The 20198-nt window shown below is 60.1% G+C and carries 21 protein-coding genes and 1 pseudogene; 8 read left to right on the forward strand and 14 right to left on the reverse strand.

The features are described 5' to 3' along the window. Window positions 1-211 precede the first annotated feature (211 nt). The 5 genes from PQQ96_RS06740 to PQQ96_RS06760 form a co-directional block, all read right to left on the reverse strand. Window positions 212-844 (reverse strand): response regulator, encoded by a 633-nt coding sequence (locus PQQ96_RS06740; RefSeq protein WP_408290214.1) that lies wholly within the window; start codon window positions 842-844, stop codon window positions 212-214. After that, entirely contained in the window at window positions 841-2853 is a 2013-nt protein-coding gene (locus PQQ96_RS06745) for a hybrid sensor histidine kinase/response regulator (RefSeq protein WP_408290216.1), read from the reverse strand. Before PQQ96_RS06745 ends, PQQ96_RS06740 begins: the two co-directional genes overlap by 4 nt. Beyond that, window positions 2850-4952 carry an ATP-binding protein gene (locus tag PQQ96_RS06750; protein ID WP_408290218.1) on the reverse strand — a complete coding sequence of 701 codons (2103 nt, stop codon included), beginning with the start codon at window positions 4950-4952 and terminating at the stop codon, window positions 2850-2852. The genes PQQ96_RS06745 and PQQ96_RS06750 overlap by 4 nt, the downstream gene beginning before the upstream one ends. Before the next feature lie 118 nt (window positions 4953-5070). Beyond that, window positions 5071-5469, reverse strand: coding sequence for a hypothetical protein (locus PQQ96_RS06755; protein WP_408290220.1), 399 nt, complete (start codon window positions 5467-5469; stop codon window positions 5071-5073). Between the two features lie 138 nt (window positions 5470-5607). Next, window positions 5608-6585, reverse strand: coding sequence for a transporter substrate-binding domain-containing protein (locus PQQ96_RS06760; protein ID WP_408290221.1), 978 nt, complete (start codon window positions 6583-6585; stop codon window positions 5608-5610). A gap of 260 nt (window positions 6586-6845) precedes the next feature. Between PQQ96_RS06760 and PQQ96_RS06765 the strand changes: the two genes are divergently transcribed. Beyond that, window positions 6846-7553, forward strand: a complete 708-nt coding sequence (locus PQQ96_RS06765; RefSeq protein ID WP_408290223.1) for a dienelactone hydrolase family protein — start codon at window positions 6846-6848, stop codon at window positions 7551-7553. A gap of 146 nt (window positions 7554-7699) precedes the next feature. Here PQQ96_RS06765 and PQQ96_RS06770 read toward each other — a convergent pair whose 3' ends face one another. After that, on the reverse strand, window positions 7700-8302 hold the full coding sequence (locus tag PQQ96_RS06770) for a phosphatase PAP2 family protein (protein ID WP_408290225.1): 603 nt from the start codon (window positions 8300-8302) through the stop codon (window positions 7700-7702). 350 nt (window positions 8303-8652) lie between these two features. Between PQQ96_RS06770 and PQQ96_RS06775 the strand changes: the two genes are divergently transcribed. Further along, window positions 8653-9477, forward strand: a complete 825-nt coding sequence (locus PQQ96_RS06775) for a GNAT family N-acetyltransferase (RefSeq protein WP_408290255.1) — start codon at window positions 8653-8655, stop codon at window positions 9475-9477. 95 nt (window positions 9478-9572) lie between these two features. On the opposite strand, the gene PQQ96_RS06780 is transcribed toward PQQ96_RS06775, so the two are convergent. The 6 genes from PQQ96_RS06780 to PQQ96_RS06805 all read right to left on the reverse strand — a co-directional run bounded on the left by PQQ96_RS06780 (window position 9573) and on the right by PQQ96_RS06805 (window position 13399). Beyond that, a complete protein-coding gene (locus PQQ96_RS06780; protein ID WP_408290226.1) occupies window positions 9573-9878 on the reverse strand; it encodes a panthothenate synthetase in 306 nt (101 codons plus the stop codon). Between the two features lie 94 nt (window positions 9879-9972). Next, on the reverse strand, window positions 9973-10737 hold the full coding sequence (gene arsH, locus PQQ96_RS06785; protein ID WP_408290227.1) for an arsenical resistance protein ArsH: 765 nt from the start codon (window positions 10735-10737) through the stop codon (window positions 9973-9975). Then, window positions 10737-11159: an arsenate reductase (glutaredoxin) gene (gene arsC / locus PQQ96_RS06790; RefSeq protein ID WP_408290228.1), complete on the reverse strand. Its 423-nt coding sequence runs from the start codon at window positions 11157-11159 to the stop codon at window positions 10737-10739. Before arsC ends, arsH begins: the two co-directional genes overlap by 1 nt. Then, complete coding sequence (gene arsB / locus PQQ96_RS06795; protein WP_408290230.1) at window positions 11156-12250, reverse strand: ACR3 family arsenite efflux transporter; 1095 nt, start codon at window positions 12248-12250, stop codon at window positions 11156-11158. Before arsB ends, arsC begins: the two co-directional genes overlap by 4 nt. Continuing rightward, window positions 12247-12573 (reverse strand): ArsR/SmtB family transcription factor, encoded by a 327-nt coding sequence (locus PQQ96_RS06800; protein ID WP_408290257.1) that lies wholly within the window; start codon window positions 12571-12573, stop codon window positions 12247-12249. Before PQQ96_RS06800 ends, arsB begins: the two co-directional genes overlap by 4 nt. A 205-nt stretch (window positions 12574-12778) precedes the next feature. Further along, window positions 12779-13399: a methylated-DNA--[protein]-cysteine S-methyltransferase gene (locus PQQ96_RS06805; protein ID WP_408290232.1), complete on the reverse strand. Its 621-nt coding sequence runs from the start codon at window positions 13397-13399 to the stop codon at window positions 12779-12781. Between the two features lie 220 nt (window positions 13400-13619). Here PQQ96_RS06805 and PQQ96_RS06810 point away from each other — a divergent pair, with 220 nt between their 5' ends. The 3 genes from PQQ96_RS06810 to PQQ96_RS06820 are packed head-to-tail and all read left to right on the forward strand — an operon-like array spanning window position 13620 to window position 16920. After that, entirely contained in the window at window positions 13620-14990 is a 1371-nt protein-coding gene (locus PQQ96_RS06810) for a leucine-rich repeat-containing protein kinase family protein (protein WP_408290233.1), read from the forward strand. Between the two features lie 60 nt (window positions 14991-15050). After that, window positions 15051-16013, forward strand: a complete 963-nt coding sequence (locus PQQ96_RS06815) for a substrate-binding domain-containing protein (RefSeq protein WP_408290235.1) — start codon at window positions 15051-15053, stop codon at window positions 16011-16013. A 34-nt stretch (window positions 16014-16047) separates the two neighbouring features. Further along, entirely contained in the window at window positions 16048-16920 is an 873-nt protein-coding gene (locus PQQ96_RS06820; RefSeq protein ID WP_408290236.1) for a transporter substrate-binding domain-containing protein, read from the forward strand. Between the two features lie 133 nt (window positions 16921-17053). On the opposite strand, the gene PQQ96_RS06825 is transcribed toward PQQ96_RS06820, so the two are convergent. Beyond that, a complete protein-coding gene (locus tag PQQ96_RS06825) occupies window positions 17054-17344 on the reverse strand; it encodes a hypothetical protein (RefSeq protein ID WP_408290238.1) in 291 nt (96 codons plus the stop codon). A 634-nt stretch (window positions 17345-17978) separates the two neighbouring features. Here PQQ96_RS06825 and PQQ96_RS06830 point away from each other — a divergent pair. Further along, window positions 17979-18188, forward strand: coding sequence for a hypothetical protein (locus PQQ96_RS06830; RefSeq protein WP_408290239.1), 210 nt, complete (start codon window positions 17979-17981; stop codon window positions 18186-18188). A 54-nt stretch (window positions 18189-18242) separates the two neighbouring features. Here the strand turns inward: PQQ96_RS06830 and PQQ96_RS06835 are convergent. Next, window positions 18243-18335: pseudogene (locus PQQ96_RS06835) on the reverse strand (nucleotide pyrophosphohydrolase); the annotation flags it as partial. 1114 nt (window positions 18336-19449) lie between these two features. Between PQQ96_RS06835 and PQQ96_RS06840 the strand changes: the two are divergent. Both PQQ96_RS06840 and PQQ96_RS06845 read left to right on the forward strand, forming a co-directional pair. Further along, entirely contained in the window at window positions 19450-19734 is a 285-nt protein-coding gene (locus PQQ96_RS06840; protein ID WP_408290240.1) for a type II toxin-antitoxin system Phd/YefM family antitoxin, read from the forward strand. Continuing rightward, window positions 19734-20075, forward strand: coding sequence for a type II toxin-antitoxin system RelE/ParE family toxin (locus PQQ96_RS06845; protein WP_408290242.1), 342 nt, complete (start codon window positions 19734-19736; stop codon window positions 20073-20075). Before PQQ96_RS06840 ends, PQQ96_RS06845 begins: the two co-directional genes overlap by 1 nt. Window positions 20076-20198 lie beyond the last annotated feature (123 nt).

Genomic DNA, 20198 nt, shown 5'->3' on the forward strand with positions numbered 1-20198 from the left:
AACTCTTTGCCGCGCACTAAAGTTTAACAATTTGCCTGCCAGGCACCACCGGACAGGCTTGTTCGTTAGTGGGCGGACTTTGCTGGGGAGAGATCATAAACCAAAAGCTTCAATCCAGCATAAGTATGCAAAAAAAATAAGTCACTGGGGCGTCGCCGCATCGGTAGTCGGGAAATCCTGATATTCCCGTAGGGATTTCCTTAGTTGAACTCTATTCCATACTAATGTGATGGCGGATCGCGTAGCGAATCAATTCTGAATTGTTGCTGAGCCCCAGTTTTTGCATAAGGCGCATTTTATGGGTGCTGATAGTCTTGGCGCTGAGCGCGAACGCATCGGCGATATCGTTGATGCTCTTTCCCGCAGCCAGGGCTTGCAACACCTGGAATTCACGATCGGACAGGATGTCGTGCGGTGGGGTGTCGCCGGAGTGAGTGCCGAAGATCATCGAGTCCACCAGCTTCGGATCGATGAATCTCCCGCCTTCGGCCAGCTTGCGAATCGCGGTAAGCAGGACCTCCGGGTCGCTGTCTTTGGTGAGGTAGCCGGTTGCGCCGGCGCGCAGGGCGCGAGAGACGACCTGGGCCTCGTTGTGAATGCTCAGCACGAGCACCGGCAGGCTGGCGTACTCGGCCCTGATGCGCCGGATCAGGTCGATACCGCTAATGCCCGGCATCGTCATATCGAGTAGCAACAGGTCCGGACGGCGGGCGCGTAGTATTTCGAGCACTTCGGCGCCTTCAGCCGCCTCGTCGGCGACGATCATGTCGGTGGTGGTCGCGATGATCTGCTTCAGGCCGCCTCGCACGATTGCATGGTCGTCTGCAATGAGGATTTTTATCATGGTTTTTTCTCTGTCCTGAGCGGGACGTGAATGGAGACGATCGTGCCCGCGCCGGGTGCGCTCTCGATATGCAGGGTGCCGCCGATCAACCGCGCGCGTTCGCTCATTCCGAGCAGGCCATAGGAATAGCGCCGGCGCGCCGTGGGCAGATCGAAGCCGCGTCCGTTGTCGCTGATATGGAGGGCTAACTCGCCGTTGCCGCCTGTCAGCGTCACGTCGACGCGCGAGGCGTCAGCGTGGCGCGCAACATTGGTGAGTGAGGCCTGCGCGATACGGAACACGGCGGTTGCATGGGCATCCGGCAGGACCGGTTCGCTGCCATGGATCAACAACTGGCACGGCATGCGATTACGTCGAACGAAGTCGTCCACGAGCCACTCAAGCGCCGACAGGATGCCGAAGTTTAGCGCAGCCGGCCTGAGGTGGCTGGCCACATTGCGCACCATCCAGATCGTCTTTTCGACCAGTTCGCGCATGTCTTCGGTTTTTCTGGCGGCCTCCGAATCGCTGTCGAGCCGCATCCGCAATAACGACACATCCATTTTCAACGCGGTCAGCAACTGCCCGAGTTCGTCGTGGATTTCCATGGCAATCCGTTTTCTTTCTTCTTCGCGAACCGCCTCCATGTAGGCGGATAACTCGCGCAGCCGCTCGCGCGATTCGAGCAGTTCCTGTTCGACACGCTTGCGTTCCGTCATGTCCTGAATCGTGCCGACCAGCTTGAGCGGGTAGCCCGGGCCTTCGTGCGAGGCTTCGACATGTAGCTGCACGATGCGCGGCTCGCCGTCGGCGCCGGTCAGGCGGCAATCGAGGAAATGCGGCTGCCGGTCGGTGATCACCGCGCGCACGGCCTGTCGTACAGCGGCCCGGTCCTCGGGGTGAATGGCCGCACGCAGGGTGCGATAGCTCGGTTTCACCCCCGTCGGTTCGAGACCGAGGATCCGGTACATCTCATAAGACCAGTGCGTCACACCGGCGCTCGCATTCCATTCCCAGTCGCCCAGTTTGGCCAGCCGCTGGGCGTTCGCCAGACTGGCTTCGCTGGCGCGCAATTTCTCTTCGGCCTGTTTGCGCGCCGTGACGTCGTTGAGGCCGACATAGATCGCCGGGGCGTCGGCAAACGTCGCAATGCGAGCGGTCGCCACCGCCCAGAAGCGCTCGCCCTGCACATTCTTGAACTGGATTTCGGCGTTGGTGAATCCGCCTTCGGCGCGCAGCAGTTCGACCGTTCTGTCGCGCTCTGTCGGATCGACATAGAAGTCGCCCATGTAGGTGTCGCTGCAATCGTCCGCGCCGAAACCAAACAGCCAGCGGAACGGCCCGTTCATGTACAGGGCCCGGCCATCCAGCATGGACGTTATGCACAACGGCACTGGGCTCGTTTCGACGATCGTGCGAAAGCGCGCCTCGCTTGACACGAGTTTCGTTTCGGTTCGTTTGCGCTCGTCGATCTCGACGTGCAGGCTTGCGTTCGCGCGCGCGAGCTGGTCGGTCCGCTCGACGACGCGGATTTCGAGTTCATCGCGCACGCGGGAGAGCGCCTCTTGCGCCTGCTGCCGGACCGCCACCTCGCTCGAGAGGCTGTCGTTCTGCGAACGGAGTGCCTTGTTCATGGCACGCAACGCGAGGTGCGTGCGAATGCGCGCCAACATTTCGGCAATCTGGAACGGTTTGGTGACGTAGTCGATGCCACCCGCTGAGAATCCTTCGACGAGGTCGTCTGTATCGGCGAGCGACGTCATGAAAATCACCGGAATCTCGCGGGTTTGCTCGTTGCGCTTGAGCCGGCGGCAGGTTTCGAAGCCGTCTATCCCCGGCATTTTCACGTCGAGCAGGATCAGGTCGGGTTGCGAAAACTGTGCACGTTCGAGCGCTTCCTCGCCGTCAAGCGCAACGAACACACGAAAGCCCCGATTCTCGAGACTGTCGACCACGACGCCGAGGTTGATGGGCGCGTCATCTACAACCAGAATTGTGGCCGGCTCTGCCATGAGCGCTATGTCAGTCATGGCTTGGGCCTCCTCTCGAGATATTCCTCCACGAGCAGCAGGATGGCCTTGGACTGATAGCCTTTCACAAGTGCGCGTAACTCCGTTGCCAATGCGAGATTGCGTGCATCGAGCGCCGCCATCCTGTCGGCCCATTCGGCGATCGCGCGCATGTCGCCTAGACGGGCGAGACGATGCAGCGCGTTGAGTTCGCCATCGGGCAGCACAGGCGCGCGCGATGGGTCAGGTGAGGGCGAGCGGGTCACGGGCGAGTAAGTCCACTCTAGAACCAGCAAGTCCGCCAGATGGGCTTGCAGCCAGTCGAAGTCGACGGGCTTGGAAAGGAAAGCGTTCGCGCCAGCGTCGGCGCTTCGTTTCTCGTCGCTCCAGGAAGGATTCGCCGATACGACGATGATCGGCGTATCGCCAAGCCCCGGTAATCGACGCAATCTGCGTGTCGTCTCGAGTCCATCCATTTCCGGCATCAGAATGTCGGTCATGATGAGCGAGGGCGCCTCGCTTTGCGCCTGAACGAGTCCTTCGTGACCGCCGGCGGCCTCCAGGGTGTCGAAGCCGAGTTGATCCAGAAACTCGACCACGACGGCGCGATTGACGGGCTCGTCGTCGATCACCAGCACTGAGCGGCGCGGGCCGGTGTAGCCCGTCGCGCGCCGCGCGGCCGGCGTTGCCGAATCGCTCGGCGCCGTGGGCGCTTCGACAAAGGCCGGCGCGAGGTCGAACCAGAAGGCGCTCCCGTGCGCGACCACGCTTTCCACGCGGATTTCGCCGCCCATTGCGCGCACGAATTGCTGGCTGATCGCAAGGCCAAGCCCTGCGCCACCCGCGCGCCGGTCGAGGCTGCCGGCCTGCTCGAAAGGCTGGAAAATCTTGCCGAGCTTGTCGGCCGGGATGCCGACGCCTGAGTCGCGCACGCAGAAGCGCACCGCGCCTGAAGGCGCACGGGTGACTTGCAGAACAACCCACCCTGCATCCGTGAATCTGACCGCATTCGCCAGCAAATTGAGCAGCACCTGGCGTAAGCGGCGTTCGTCTGCCCGCACCGCGCAGCCCAGGTCAGGGGCCAGCTCGCATAAGAATCGCAGGCGCTTTTGCTCCGCCTTCATCCCGATGACGTCGCGAATCGCATCGAGAACGCCCGGCAGCGAGACATCGGTCATCTCGATGCGCAGCTTGCCGGCTTCGATACGTGCGAAGTCGAGCGTATCGTCGATCAGCGTCAGCAGATGCTCGCCGCTACGGTAGATCACTTCGACCGCGTTGCGCTGGCGCTCGTTCTGGCTGCCGTCGCGCAGCAAAACCTGCGCATAGCCGAGGATCCCGTTCAGTGGTGTGCGCAGTTCATGGCTCATGTTCGCGAGGAATTCGCTCTTGGCCCGGTTGGCGGCTTCTGCCAGGTGCCGCGCCTCCCGCTGCTGCGCGGCGTCGCGCTCGGCCAGATAGGCGTCGTGCAGCCGCGCGCCCATGTTGTTGAACGCGGTCACCACGCGATCGAGCTCGTCGGGCCAGCGCGGCTGACGGCGCGGCAGGACGAACGGCTTCGGCGCTGCACGGAAATCGTATTCGCCGACCTGCCGGGCAATCGTGGCGAGATGCCGGGTGACGAGGCGCGAGAAGATGTAGATGGTGAACAGCGCAACGATGAACGTATAGGTAGCCTGACTGACCAGAATGACAAGCGCGGTTTGCGTCAGCGCCTGATAGAGGTTGGCGAGCGTCGCCTGCACATAGAGGGTGCCGATCTGCTGCTGTTCCCCGTGGATACGGTAAAAGATCGGAAATTCACGGGATATCACGGCGCCCTTCATCCGCGTGCCGGCCGTCACCACCATCGGCGTCGCGCTCGAATCGGTCTCGCGAACCTCGGCGGCGCACAGGTCGGCAAGCCGCAAGATGCCGTTCAGTTGAAGCTGAAGCTCAGTCCGGTTGAGCTGCCACAGACCCTCGCCAAGGCTGTCGCGATTGCTTCTGTCGATGTCCGACAGACGTGTTTCGATCAGTTCGACGCCGCGGCTATAGTCGCGATAGAGCTGTAGTGCGGTTAGCAGTAACGTTACCGCGCAACTGAATAGCAGCACCGTGGCCAGCAGCCTGAGAACCACGCTGTGCCGGAATCGGCCGGGTGGGGCAAAGAGTGAACCAACGCTATTCACCACCATATTTCCCCGCGAGTGCTGTAATGCTTGTTTGTGTATTTTGCACTCGCAGCCGAATTGCGGTCTATAAGGGGCCGTCGAGGAAATCCGCTACTGCAACCCCCGGCGCTTGGCCCCCTGCGGCTGCGAGCCGCACACGCGTCCATAGGGTGCCCGCGTCATTCGCGGCAGCGGTGCCACGAGGCAATGGCGTACCAACAACTTCGCGGGCGTTCCCGATGACTTCGCGGACCATGATCGACTCATGCGCGCTGAGCTTACCCGGCTGGAACCGGGCCAGATCCGTCATGGCGTCGGCCAGACGCTTGATCGCAATCTCATCGTGACCGGTCAATGGCCAGCAGTGGAAAAGATAGGCGAGCGGTACCAGTTTTCTTTCTTCACACCAAAGCTCGAATAGCTGTCCACACAGTGTGTCGATGCTTTCAACTGTTTGCTCGAGCGGCAAAATATAGTTGGTCATGACGCTGGCCTGGCGATGGGTTGCGATGGACCACTTTAAACGCTCGGCCCACGTGTCGCCGTCAGGCAGTCCGGACTATCGGCGGCCGGTTTCCTGATTTTTGGGTCAGGAAATCCTTACCGCCCCTAGTCCCCCGAATCAATTCCGTTTCTGTCCGTCGAACGGATCGAGCCAGAGTTCTTTGCGATCCAATGGCACCCAGGCCGGGAGCAAGGGATTTTTCAAATCGATCAGCACGCGGCGCTCGAGATGCAGATCGGCGATCCCCTGCGCGAAGTGTTCGCGGAATAACGCCTCAAAACTCCCGTCCTTCAGCATGGCTTCGAGGCCGTCTCCAAGCCGCTTCGCTAGCAGCGGGTCGGTTTTGCTGACGTAGAAGAACTGCGCATACGGGTATCGGATCAGCAGGTGAGAATCGATCCTCATGTTGGGGTAGCGCGCCTGAAAAGCCTTCAGTTCATGCGTGATCTCAACCACGCCGCGCGGGAAGATATCGAAGCGGTGGTCGGCCAGCATCGCAAAGAGAAGGTCATAACGGCTTGCGGTAACAAGTGGCACGCCGGCCTCGCGATAGACGGGGACATCGCCCCAATCCTGCCCCTGGCCCACGCTGAGTGTGCGAAGCCCCTGGAGGTCGTGGATCGTGTAGAGCTTCGCCTGCTCGCCCTGATTGATCAGGCCCACGCGATAGCCGAGCAGGCCACGGTCGATGGGAATCGGCACCGGAATCGCAGCGCTGTCGAGCTCTGCGTGTCCGGGCTCGCTCGCGATGACGTTGATCAGGCGGCCCGATATCACCTCGTCGATCTCGCGCTGGGCCGACATCGGTGAAAAATAGGCGTCGATGACGTAGGGGCCGTAGGTGGAGACGGTGTGGTTCAGCGCGGCAATAAGAAAGGCCCACCGGCCGTCTCTCACCACGTCCCCGGATACGCGAAGAATGCGCACGTGAGTCGGGGCGGCGTGCGCGGCAACGGTCGACGGATCGGACGTGGCGGCGCTGCCGAAGGCCGGGCTCAACAGCGCGCCGGTCATGACGGCGAGCACCACAGACAGTTTGATACGGTCGCTTGATCTGGATCGACGAAGGCCATTTATGTGATTGAGGGCGAACATGAGTGATCTGAACCGGCGGCGACGTGTAAGAGCCAGTATGAGTTCGAGCGGCCGATTTGGCCAACGTCAATCGTTGCCGTGTGGGGACGGATTCTTCCGGTCGTCCAGATGGCCTGAATGAGGGCGCCCTCGCTGAGCCGGCCGGGTTTTCCTGACCCGGTCAGGAAGGGCGATCCGTCTTGATCTGCCTGGCCGGCGCCCAGCAGAACTTGCCACACTGGCGCTATGCTGGCGCTTTCGCCTACTTTGAGGAGCAACTGATGAAACAGACTGCAGGATCGATGATCACGTTTAGCCGCCCGGACGGCAAGGATGTCCAGGGCTATCTGGCCAAACCGGAGAAATCGGAGGGCGCACCCGCCATTGTCGTGATTCAGGAGTGGTGGGGTTTGAACGACCAGATTCGCGGCGTGGCGGACCGGCTCGCGCTGGCCGGCTATCAGGTGCTGGTGCCCGATCTCTTCCGCGGCAAGTCGACGGTTGAAGAGGCGGAAGCGAACCATTTGCTGAGCGCGCTCGACTTTGGCGATGCCGCCACGCAGGATGTTCGGGGTGCCGTCCAGTATCTGAAGCAGCATGCGGCGAACGTCGGCGTGACCGGCTATTGCATGGGTGGCGCGCTCACGTGGCTCGCGCTATGCAATATCCCTGAAGTGTCGGCCGGGGTGGCGTGGTACGGCTTCCCCCCGCTCGAGTACATCGACGCATCGAAAATCAAGGTTCCCGTTCTCGGTCACTGGGCGACCCAGGACGCCTTCTTCCCGGCTGAAACAGTCGACGCATTGGAAGCCAAGCTCACCGCGGCCCATGTCGACGTCGAGTTTCATCGCTATCTCGCGTACCACGGGTTTGCTAACGAAACGGCCGTCGGGCCGGGCCGTATCTCCAGAACCCAGTTCGATCCGGTCTGGTCGCAGCAGGCCTGGGACCGCACGCTGACGTTCTTTGGTCGAACGCTCTGGAAGTAACCGGCAAGCGGCGAGCAGGACGCTAGCGGCGTTCTGAGCGCTACCGCAGGCTTGAACGCTTGCGGTAGCGCCGGGCTATCATGCACAGACAACAAAACTGGCTAACTACGAAGCTCCGAAGCAAAGGCCCGCGTGTTGACATCGGCCTATGAGGACAACCAGCCGCGCCCGATCGGCCACGCCAGCAGCCTGCGGTACACGGTGATAAGGCAGCGTGTCACCATAGCGCCGCCCAGCCGCCACAGCGGTGCGACCAACAGGTACGCCACGCATGCCACGGCGACGGCGCCAACCATGTCGAGCGGGAAGTGGACGCCGACAAACACGCGCGCCCACGCCACCGCGAGACCGGACAGCAGGATCGCCACGCCGTAACGTGTCACGCCACCCAGCAACAAGGTCAATGCGATGCTGGCGAAGAAGGTACCGTGGTCGCTCGGGAACGACGAGTCGGGCGCGTGCTCCAGAAACGTTTGGCCGATTCCGATTACGAAAGGCCGGGGATGTGGCCAAACCACACCGATAATCTGACTCAGTCCGAGGGCGACCAGGGTCACGCAAAACGCGCGCACGGCGACTTCACGCTGACGCTCGCCGCCGAAGAGCCATATCGCGATGAGCGCCAGCGGCACGAGATAAACGACGTAAATAGCGATTGAGCGCCCCACATCGATTTGCCAGGTGGGCGTCGATGGCGTGGCGTTGATCATCAGAAAGAGCGCGTGATTGTATGCTTCGAGTGAATTCATGCAGTGAGGTTTTTGAGACGTGTTATCAAGGGTGGCGTGTTGCCAGACCGATGCCATGGCAGTGAGCGCTGCGCGGGTCCTGCAATCGCCGGATTCGACCGGTGCAGGCCATGCGGCACGCCGGACTATCGTGTGCCGATCTTAGCGGGCGAACCTTAGGGAACGCTTAGACCGCAGCGATTGAGGTTGGTGCCCGGCGTGAGCCGCGACTTCATCGAGGGTGCGGTCGAGGCGCATATCGCCCTCGGCGGACAGGTGGCGGCCACGGCAGCAGTCGCTATTTTTTAAGCGCAGTGGACGAGGCGATCGTGACGAATCCCGACAAGCATGACGACTTTATCGTGCGCACCATGTCGGCAGACGACGTAGCGTTGTCGGTCGAATGGGCGGCGGCGGAAGGATGGAATCCCGGTCTGCATGATGCCGAGTGCTTTCGTGCCGGTGACCCTAACGGCTTTTTTATCGGAGCGTGGCGAGGCGAACCGGTTGCCTGCATATCCGCAGTTGCCTACGGCGAGCACTTCGGTTTTATCGGTCTGTATATCGTGAAGCCGGCGTTTCGCGGCAGAGGCTTCGGCATACGCGTCTGGCAGCACGGTATGGACTATCTGCGCAACCGCAATGTCGGATTGGACGGCGTCGTCGCTCAACAGGCGAATTACAGGAAGTCCGGCTTTCGGCTTGCGTATCGCAACATTCGCTTTCAGGGTGTCGTTCAGGCCCGCGCCCAAGGCGCGACGCGGTCGACCATTCTGAATGCGTCGGCGCTCCCGTTCGAACAGTTGTTTGACTACGATCGCCAGTGCTTTCCTGCCGCGCGTGAGCGTTTTCTCTCAGCATGGCTCGCACAACCTGGCGCCATCGCGCTGGCGGCGGTTCGCGACGGTCAGGTTGCAGGCTACGGCGTACTGCGGCGTTGCAGAACGGGATGCAAGATCGGTCCGCTCTTCGCCGATAGTGAAGAGATCGCGGACGATCTGTTCGATGCGTTGGCGGCGCGCATGCCGGGCGAGGTTATCGTCCTCGATGTGCCGGAGACCCATCCCGCTGCCGTTGCGCTGGCCGAGCGGCATGGCATGACAAGCGTCTTTGAAACTGCGCGGATGTACACGCAGGAACCGCCCGCTATGCAGATCGAACGCGTGTTTGGTGTGACGTCATTCGAACTCGGTTGATCCCGGCGCAGGTTTGCGCCTTTGCTGCGCTGCCATCTGCGGCGCGTCTTATGAACCGCAGACGGCAAGTCCATCGTTTGATACGAACGTATGCGCTACTTCCATTTTGAGCCGAGATTCTCCAGCCCGGCTTTCATGAGGTCCTGCGGCAACATGACGACGCGTATCTCGACGTTGGCGTTGAACTTCAGAAAAAATGGTTCTACGAGTGTGGGAATTCCCGATGGTTCGTCGAGGTTCACGATGAGTACCGCGCCGCGGGTTCCGTTCTGCTCGGTGAAGTAGGCGGCTTCCGGTTTTATTTCTTCAAGTATTTTCCCTATCACTTCGCCGGCAGTGCCATCGCGCACCAGCGTGTTGAACGGCTCGTGCGGTATATGTACGTTGAGTAGCATGCGCATGTCATCCTCCTGGTTGATGCCCAAAGGGCCTCTTAAGAATAGGAGCTTTATGCGCTGCGAGCGCCAGGGTTAGCACTGCCGAGTGCCGCCACCGTCATTCTGTTTCGTTGTCGTCGGTGTCGGCATTGGCACTCGCTGCCTCGTGATCCATTGCGGTGGCCGCCAACGCGCTCGCGAGTTCCGGCTGCGCTTCCTTGCGTTCGCTGTAGCGATCGGTCAGGTAGTCCGAGCGGTCGCGCACCAGCAACGTAAACTTGTACAGTTCCTCCATCACGTCGACGAGGCGGTCGTAATAGGCAGAAGGGTTCATCCGGCCGTTGGCGTCGAATTCCTGGTATGCCTTCGCCACCGACGACTGATTGGGGATTGTCACCATCCGCATCCAGCGGCCCAGCACGCGTAGCGCGTTGACGGCATTGAACGATTGCGAACCGCCGCATACCTGCATTACCGCGAGCGTGCGTCCTTGTGTGGGGCGTACGCCGCCGCTTTCGAGCGGCAGCCAGTCGATCTGATTCTTGAACACGGCCGTAAGCGTGCCGTGACGCTCCGGACTGCACCACACCTGTCCTTCTGACCACTCAGACAGTTTGCGCAGTTCGACGACCTTCGGATGATCGGCCGCTACGCTGTCCGTGATCGGCAGGCCGTGCGGATCGAAGACTCGTGTTTCAGCGCCGAATTGACGCAGGATGCGCTCGGCTTCGAGTGTAAGCAGCTTGCTGAACGATGTGGGACGCAACGACCCGTACAGCAGCAGAATTCGCGGGGCATGTTGCGAAATCGTGTGCGGTTCGAGTTGTTGCAGATCCGGTGTGTGGAAATGTGGGCCGCTGACGTTGGGTAGATCTCCGGACATTAACGAACCCTCCGTCCCGCGCTATCGATGACGTGCTCACCGTCTTCTTTTGTGAATGTCCCTTGCTGCGCTGCGGGCAGGATATCGAGAACGACCTCGGAGGGGCGGCATAGACGTACGCCGAGCGGGGTGACCACAATCGGGCGATTGATGAGGATCGGATGCGCCAGCATCGCATCGAGCAGTTGCTCATCGCTCAAGGACATCTCCGCGAGGCCGAGTTCGGCATAGGGCGTACCGTTCTTGCGCAGCGTGGCGCGCACCGTGAGGCCGGCGCGTACGATCAGGTCCTTCAGCGTGGCACGATCCGGCGGGTTCTTCAGATACTCGATGATCTCCGGCTCGATGCCGGCATTGCGAATCATTGCCAACGTATTGCGCGAGGTGCCGCAATCCGGGTTGTGATAGATGGTGACGCTCATGCTTGCTGTCCTCGTTGTCCTTTGACGCTGTGTTTTGCCTCGTACCAGCGCTGCGAACGATTGACGACGCCAACCACCAGCAGCATCACCGGCACTTCGATCAGTACACCGACCACCGTGGCAAGCGCCGCGCCCGAATGAAACCCAAACAGGCTGATGGCCGTGGCCACCGCGAGCTCGAAGAAATTGCTTGCACCGATCAGACTCGACGGACCCGCGACGCAATGCGCGACGCCGAGCCGGCGATTGAGCAGATAAGCGAGGCCGGAATTGAAGAACACCTGGATCAGAATCGGCACCGCGAGCATTGCGATGATGAACGGAGCCTTGACGATTGCCTGCCCCTGGAAGGCGAACAGCAGTACGAGCGTTGCGAGTAAGGCGCTAATCGAATAGGGCGCGAGATGGGCGACCGCCTGCTGAAAATGCGCATCGCCCTTGGTGAGCAGATGGCGACGCAGCCACTGCGCGAGGATGACGGGGATGACGATGTACAAGCCGACGGACGTGATCAGCGTGTCCCACGGTACTGTAATCGCCGACAAACCCAGCAGGAGGGCGACGAGCGGCGCGAACGCCACAATCATGATGGCGTCGTTGAGCGCCACTTGCGATAGCGTGAAATACGGGTCGCCCTTGCAGAGTTGCGACCAGACGAACACCATCGCCGTGCACGGCGCGGCGGCAAGCAGGATGAGACCGGCGATATAGCTGTCGAGTTGATCTGCGGGAAGCCATGGTGCGAACAGATGCCGAATGAAAATCCAGCCGAGCAACGCCATCGAAAATGGTTTGACGAACCAGTTCACGAACAAGGTCACGCCGATACCGCGCCACTGGCTTTTCACCTGTGTCATCGCGGCAAAATCGATCTTGACCAGCATCGGAATGATCATCACCCAGATCAGCACGCCAACCGGAAGATTGACCTGTGCCACTTCCATGCGGCCGATTGCCTGAAAGAGCTGGGGGAGTAGCTGCCCGAGCAGGATGCCGCATACGATGCACAGCGCCACCCAGACGGTTAGATAACGCTCGAAGAATCCAATCGCCGGCCGTGCGCCGCGCGCCACGGTGTTGGTGGTGCTCATTTTTCGCAGCAGCCGGGGAGATCGCTCGCGACGCATGGTGCGCCGGCGCAGCAGTTTTCGGTCAGAAAGGCAATCAGGCCCGGCATCGCATCGAAATTCGCCGAATAGATGATGAAGCGCCCGTCCTGCCGCGGTTTCACCAGTTCGGCATGTGACAGGTCCTTGAGGTGGAACGAGAGGCTTGATGGGGAAAGCCCGAGCTGCTGCGCGATTTCACCGGCGGCCATGCCATCCGGGCCGGCCACGACCAGCAAACGGAAGATCGCCAGCCGCGACTCATGAGCAAGCGCGCCAAGGGCGCGTACAACGAGGTTCGAGTCCATGGCGCAAACGATACGCCGATCGTTTTGATATTTCAAGTATTGTTGAAATGACTTGCCGAGTGTACCTCCGGAGTACTTTCGGGTCATTTCATTCGGCGGCGCCTGGCCGGCGGGCGATGGCACTTATCACGAGGCATTCAACGCTACCGCATGAGGCCACTGCATGAGGCCACTGCATGAGGCCACCGCAGGACCTCGAACCGGCTCAGTTGCCGAACAACGAGGCCTGCGTCCCGCGGCTTGGTGCTGGGCGTGCCGGTTTCAGCGGCATTTCGCGGCCGGTCGTTGCCGGTGCGGCGCCGGAAGCCGCAGTCGCTGCCGAATCTGCTGCCGTTTCCAGCGAAGTCTGCCCGGCCTCGAGCGAGAGGAGAAACATCTTGTTCGTCAATCCGCCTGCAAAGCCGGTCAGATCGCCGGACGCGCCGATCACGCGATGACACGGTGCGACGATGGAGATCGGATTTCTGCCGTTCGCCGCGCCCACGGCCCGCACCGCATTGAGGTTTCCGATTTGCGTGGCGATGTCGGAGTAGCTGCGCGTTTCACCGAACGGGATCGTCAGGAGCGCTGCCCAAACCTTCTTCTGGAAGTCCGTTCCCTGGAAGTCGAGTTCAAGATCGAACCGGTCTCTCGTGCCTGCGAAATATTCGTTCAGTTGCCGCTCGGTTTCGATCAGGACCGGGCGGTCATCCGCTTCAACGATCTCCGGCAGACGCACCCGGTTCGGCTTGTCGTTCTCCCACAAAATGGCGGCAAGCCGGTTCCCGTTTGCGACGAGTTTCAGCTCACCGACGGGTGAATCCATTAATTTGTATGCGTATGTCACGTTGCGTGTTTCCTGGCTGGCTGGAGGCTGGAATGGCTCGATGTGAGGCTGCGAACTCGCTGTGCGATAGCTCCGATACCTGACAGCTTAACCCTCGTCCTCGCTGAGGTCACGCCGGATCTTGCTATCCAATTCCGCGCAGGGCCCGCGACTCAGTAGAATTGATACCCTCGGCGCATCGCTGACCGGCAACCGGCAATCGGATATCTTCTCTACAACTGTGACAACCACCCTCGAACAACTGCGTACCGGACAACTGTCGGGTACGCGCCGGCTCAAACTGACGTGCGGGCTGAGCGAATTTCCGCGCGAAATTTTCGATCTGGCCGACACGCTGGAAATTCTCGATCTATCGGGCAACGCGCTCTCGACGCTGCCCGACGATCTGCCACGCTTGAGCAAGCTGCGCGTCATCTTCGCTTCTGACAACCTGTTCACGGAATTACCGGAGGCCCTCGGGCAGTGTTCGCAACTGAGCATGGTCGGCTTCAAGGCGAACCGCATCCGCAAGGTTTCGGGTCAATCGCTGCCGCCGCTGTTGCGTTGGCTGATCCTCACCGACAACGAAATCGAAGCCCTGCCGCCAGAAATCGGCGCGTGCGCGCAACTTCAGAAACTGATGCTTGCCGGTAACCGGTTGCGCACGCTGCCCGAGGAATTGGCCGCCTGCTCGCGGCTCGAACTGCTGCGTCTCGCGGCGAATCAGCTCAGCGGACTGCCTGCGTGGTTGCCGCGCCTTCCGCGGCTTGCCTGGCTGGCTTTCGCCGGCAATCCGCTCAGCGAAGCATTGGAGACGGCGGCACTGGTCGATACGCCGATTGCCGATATCCGATGGGACGCATTGGAACTCGAGCAGCAGTTAGGAGAGGGGGCGTCCGGTGTCATTTACCGTGCGGCGCTGCTTGCTCATCATAACCATGCGAGCCGGCCGGTGGCGGTCAAGTTGTTCAAGGGTGCGGTGACGAGCGATGGATTGCCGGACTGCGAGATGGCGGCTTGCATTCGTGCAGGCGATCATTCGAACCTGATTCCGGTGGTGGGTAAGGTGAAGGACCATCCGGCGGGCGCACATGGTCTGGTGATGGAGCTGATCGATCCGCAGTTCACGAACCTTGCCGGACCACCGAGCCTCGAGTCATGCACACGTGACATCTACGGGGCCGATACGCGCTTCGAGTTAGCCTCGGCGTTACGCATTGCCTATGGCATGGCATCGGCGGCGTGTCATCTGCATCGGCAAGGTGTCATGCATGGCGATCTGTACGCACACAATATTCTGCACTGTGGGCAGGGTCGCGCGTTGCTGGGCGATTTTGGCGCGGCGTCGTTCTATGCTACCGATGATCGAGACCTCAGCGCGGCGTTGCAGCGTCTCGAAGTCAGGGCGTATGGGTGTCTGCTCGAGGAGTTGATCGATCGATGCGACTGGCTGGATACGGAAGCGGACATCGCAACGCAGCTGGTGACGTTGAAAGAACAGTGCTTGAGCGAGGATATCGGCAGCCGGCCGTCATTCGACGAAATCGCTTCCGGTTTGCGGCAGCTAACGGGTGCCGGCGATCAGGACGCAGCGGCGTTGGCGGCGGTCTGATCCGTTTGTGCAGGGACGCAAGGCAATGATTTGTCCGCGTAGTCTAAGGAGAGGAACTCAATGACGCAGAGGATGCGCCGCCGTGTGCTGGTTGCCGGCACGCTTGCTGCGGCAGGTCTGACAGGTGCGGCTCGTGTCGACGCCATGCAGGGCGGCACGCTGAAGATCGCCCTCGTGTTGAAGTCGCTGTCTGATCCGTTCACGGTAGCGATGGCGAACGCTGCGCGGAATTATCAGAAGCACTATGCGTCGCAGTTCGGCTTGACGATTCGCGGAACGGCAACGGAAAGCGACACTGCCGCGCAGATCCGCATGGTGGACGAGTTGATCAAGGCCAGGATGAACGCGATCGTCATCGCGCCGACTGACTCGAAGGCGCTGACCGCGATCGTGGCGCGAGGGATCAAGGCCGGCATCATCATGGTCACGATCGATAACCCACTTGATGACGCGTCGCAGGATGCCGCCCATATCTCCGTGCCCTTCGTTGGCCCGAATAACCGCAACGGCGCGAAGCAGGTGGGCGACTATCTTGCGACGCGGCTCAAGGCGGGCGATCAGGTCGGGATCATCGAAGGCATTTCCGCTGACCGTAATGCGCAGCAACGCACAGCCGGCAGCAAGGATGCGATGAGCGCGGCCGGCATGCAGATCGTCGCCATACAAGCAGGCGACTGGGACTATGGAAAAGGACGGGACGTTGCGTCGAAGATGTTAGCCGACTACCCACAAATCCGTGCGTTGATGTGCGGTAACGACAATATGGCAATGGGGGCGGTGGATGCGATTCGCGATGCGGGGAGAACCGGCGGGGTGTATGTCACCGGGTATAACGACAGCGATGCGATCAAGCCGCTGCTTGCCGACGGCCGCGTGCTTGCGACGATGAATCAGTTTGCCGAACGGCAAGCTGTGTTCGGCCTCGACGTGGCGTTGAAGGCTGTCACCGAGCAGACAAAGCAGAACGAATTGTCGCGGGTCATTGAAACGCCACTGCAACTGGTGACGGGCGTGAGTCATTGAGGTAAAGAGTTCCGTGTCAGGAAACCATCCATCTATGCATCGCAGGCGCTTTGTACTGGCTGCGCTGGGTGCCGCAGGCGTGACACTCGGTGCGCGCGCCAGGCCGGCAGAACCCTTCGAAATCGTCTATCCGCGCATTACTCCGGGTGGTGATGTCCATGCCGCATTTGCGCTCGCTGTCCTCGATCTGGCGATGAAAACGGCGAATGCCGTCTATACGGTGCGGCAGGCCGACAACGTCATGGAGCGTGGCCGGGCGCTCGCCGAGCTTGAGAACGGCCGCAATGCGATCAATCTGCACTGGACCAGCATGGACGCGGCAGCCGAACGCGGACTGAACGTGGTCCGGATTCCAATACACCGTGGGCTGATTGGCTATCGGGTGTTCGTCATAAGAAAGGACCGGCAACAGGATTTCGACAAGATCGAGCGCTTTGCCGATCTGAAGGCGTTCACGTGCGGTCAGGGGCTAGGGTGGATCGACACCGATATCCTGAAAGCAGCGGGTCTGGATGTTCAGACCTCGACTTACGAAACGATGTTCGAGATGACACAAAACGGGCGGGTCGACTATTTTCCGCGAGGTATTGTCGAAGCGTTCGCCGAACTCGAGGCGCGCCAGCACCGCGAGCCTGATCTGGTGGTTGAGAACCGTCTGATGCTGAAGTATCGATCCGATTTCATTTTTTATGTCGCGACGGGTCAGGAAGCCCTGGCAAGTACGATTGCGAAGGGACTCGTGCAGGCATATCGCGATGGCACTTACTTGAGACTGTTCAACTCCCATCCCTACATTCAGGATGCCCTGGCTCGCACCAGGCCTGCGTCCCGGAAGACCTTCCACCTGGACAATCCCTACCTCTCCGAAGCGGACCGCAGAATTCCGCGCGAGTACTGGATGAGCTGACACCGTCACGGACAGTTGCGCCGTTGCGTCTGCGCAGATCATAGGGGCACGCTGCCAATACGTTGCTTACCCGAATCGGACTTTACGCTGCCACGCAGCGCACGCTCCGTTCACGCTACCCGCTGTTCATCGCTCACGTTGCCATGGACGACAGGGCAAGCAGGTCCTCGACGCAATCCGATAATTCGCAGAGTTCCTGAAATGACGGGCCGTTGGCGTCGTGCAGAGGATGGCGTCTGAGGTCGCGTAGCGCGTTACCGAGGCACCGGATGGCATCCGGATCACTGTTCGTCAGCGGCCAGCCTTTTAACAAACACGCCAGTGGCACGACGCTTCTGCTTTCGCACCACAGATCGAACAGGTGCATGCACACCGCGTTGATATGCTCAACCGCATTTTCTCGCTCAGACAGATACGGAACCATGGCGACGCTCAGGAACAAAACGATTCAAGTGGGTTCATCCTATGTGGACACTTGTCGCAGCGCCGTCAGGACATCAGGAAAGAAAGGCCGGTCGATGCTGAACTTCATGTCAGGAAATCCTTATGTTCCGCTTGTGTTTTCTCTGTTGGCGCGGCTCAGGGTAGTCTGAACTGGCGCGCTATGCGATCAGACACGGCTTCGCCACCGAATAACTGACGCCGTATTGGTCGGTGTAGAGGTTGGGTTAGGGAAATCCTGACGTACGAATCAGCGTTCCCTTAGGGAACTATCCGCTGCTCCCGACTGAACCGCCGCCAAGGGCGCTTTACGATGAATTCACTTGCATCGTGGAGCGCAGAAAATCGTGGCCGAAAAATCGTTGCGTGGACTGGTTGGAAAGCTGCTGGGTACGCAAAGCCCCCAGTCGGTCCGGGTGCTGTCGATACATCGCTCGCGATCTGGCAGGACTCGCCGTGTATGCATCGAAGTGCAACGGCCGGGGGGGCGCTCGCCCTGTTTTTATTTCGCCACGGCGACGGAAATTGGCATGTGTTTCCGCCCGGAGACGTTCGTCCTTCGATGAGCGCCGCCGCATTGCCGGAAGACGGCGAGATCATGGCGAAGGAGTCGGCGCATGGCTGAAGACATGTCGGATGGACTTTCGCAGGACGATTTAGGTCTGCGTGCATGGGTGCTGGCATGGTACGACCATGCCGTTTCGGTCGGTTTCGTCCGCCCGCCATTCCTTCTGAACGACGTGACGGCTAAACGGCTCGAAGGCTATTTCAGAGTTGGACTCACGCCGGCCGAAGGCGCGGAAGCGTTTTTTGGCACCGCGCACTGATTTCGGCGCTTCGGCACGTCAACACTTGACGCATTGGGGGCCATCTGGTTATGCCATTTTTTCCAAACAGGCTTGATAGAGGTCGACATCAAGCTTGTCTGCAAGGCGGACGAGGTAGAGCAATACGTCTGCCATTTCGTGACGAATTTCCTGTTGAGTCTCCGATGACGGCTGACGGCCTCGAGGTTGGGTCCCCCCCGGGCCGGTTTGGTGGCGATAAGGACACTACACACGGATAGTCTGTCGACAATCGCTCGAAAACGGGTTTTCCAGCGCTAGATTCACCTGCCATCCCGACCAGACAGACGCACCGCCCGCTGGCGGCGGATCTGCCAGCGACACCGTGCTGACCACGTGCTGATTGCTCGACTCGCCGCGAAGCCCGACTACACAAGGCTTTCCGGCGGGCGCGGGAGAGTTTCATGCGACGCGCTGTCGCGCTTGTCAGCACCAGAAAAGGCAAACAGCAACTATCTGATTTTCATCAATGTTTAAAGCGGGCCGGTACGCAAAACCTTGTCGGGCTTGAAATGGCCTACCGTCGTAATCTGCATTGAAATCACGGGGATACCTCATGCGGACGTATCCACACTTCGCACCTATTAGAGAGGACCCGGGCTCGAGACAATGCCACTGAATGGCCTGGGACCCGTAAGATCAGCGCTGGTGAACATACCGACACTTGCGGCGTAGCGTTCATCAGGGCTCCAAAGAAAACGCCCGCGCTATTCACGCAGGCGTTTCCGTGGCCCCGCTACCGCGCCCCAATGAACGATTTCTCGTCCGCTTCTGCTTCAGGGGCCGGCTTCCGCGCGGCTCCCTTTCAGTATAGGACGCGCAGCGGGATATCCAAGTCGGCGAAACTAGCGTTCAGATGGCACAGGTCTTCACGAAAAACCGCGCCATTCCGCAGGTGGACCGTCCCCGATAGGATGGCTCGTCATAATTAAAGTGATCACTTTTTGTGATCTTTTTAGTTCAAATATGGCACTGTCGATTGCAGCCCAGTTGTCTGCTGGCTCCGCCACTTGCACGCGTGGGACCCGCCGACCAGTGCATTGTATCGCCCGTGACGCGCGCGGCGAGGGCGGCACATTCATGGCGACCGACGAATGTTGTGAACTGCAGCGTATTTTGCGGGTGGAAAATCGAGCATCACGGCGACAGATCACGGGTGGCCGCTGTCTGATTCAGGGACTTTGCATAAAACCGAATTTAGTCTATATTCGGTTTTAGTGAGGAAATGAACGGAGAATCACACATGCGCCTAGCAGACCACGTAAAGCCAATCAGTTATCTGAAAAGCGACGCAGCGCAGATCGTCAAGGATTTGACGGCTTCTGGCGAGCCGCTGCTCATTACGCAGAATGGCGAGGCGAAGCTCGTCGTGCAGGACGTGCAAAGCTACGAAGACACCCAGCAAACGCTGGCGCTGCTCAAGATCCTGGCCTTAGGCCAGAAGGACATCGAGCAGGGAAAATTCAAGGATGCCGATGCGCTTCTGGCTGAGCTCGACGACCTTGACCGGAAGGAGCAAAACCGCTGATGGGGCAGACGAAGTTCAAGCTCCTGATTCTCGACGAGGCGCAGGAGGATACGAAGGAGTTGCGCCGCTACATCCTCAAAAGCTTCGGTGCTCAGACGTGGAAGCAAACGTCCGCGGAATTGGCCGTCACGTTTGGCAATATCCAGCAGTTCCCGCAGAGCGGTTATGTCCCGGCGGAGCTTTCAGATTTCGGCGGTCTGAATTTCCGGGAAGCGTTGAGTGGCCAGAATCGGGTTATATATGAGGTGCGCGACGACACGATTTACATTCATGTGGTCACCGATACGCGCCGTGATCTACGAACGCTTCTTCAGAAACGACTATTGCGTTCTCGCTGGTAAATCATCCTTATTGGTGTTTTCACACTGTAGTGCCGGACCACTCATCAGATGGTGGCACACGCTTGCTCCCGAAAAAGCTCACCATACTGAGGAATGTTGATTTTCCATACGCAACTAACCGTC

It is taken from the genome of Paraburkholderia sediminicola (assembly GCF_046027825.1).
Lineage (GTDB): Bacteria > Pseudomonadota > Gammaproteobacteria > Burkholderiales > Burkholderiaceae > Paraburkholderia > Paraburkholderia sediminicola_D.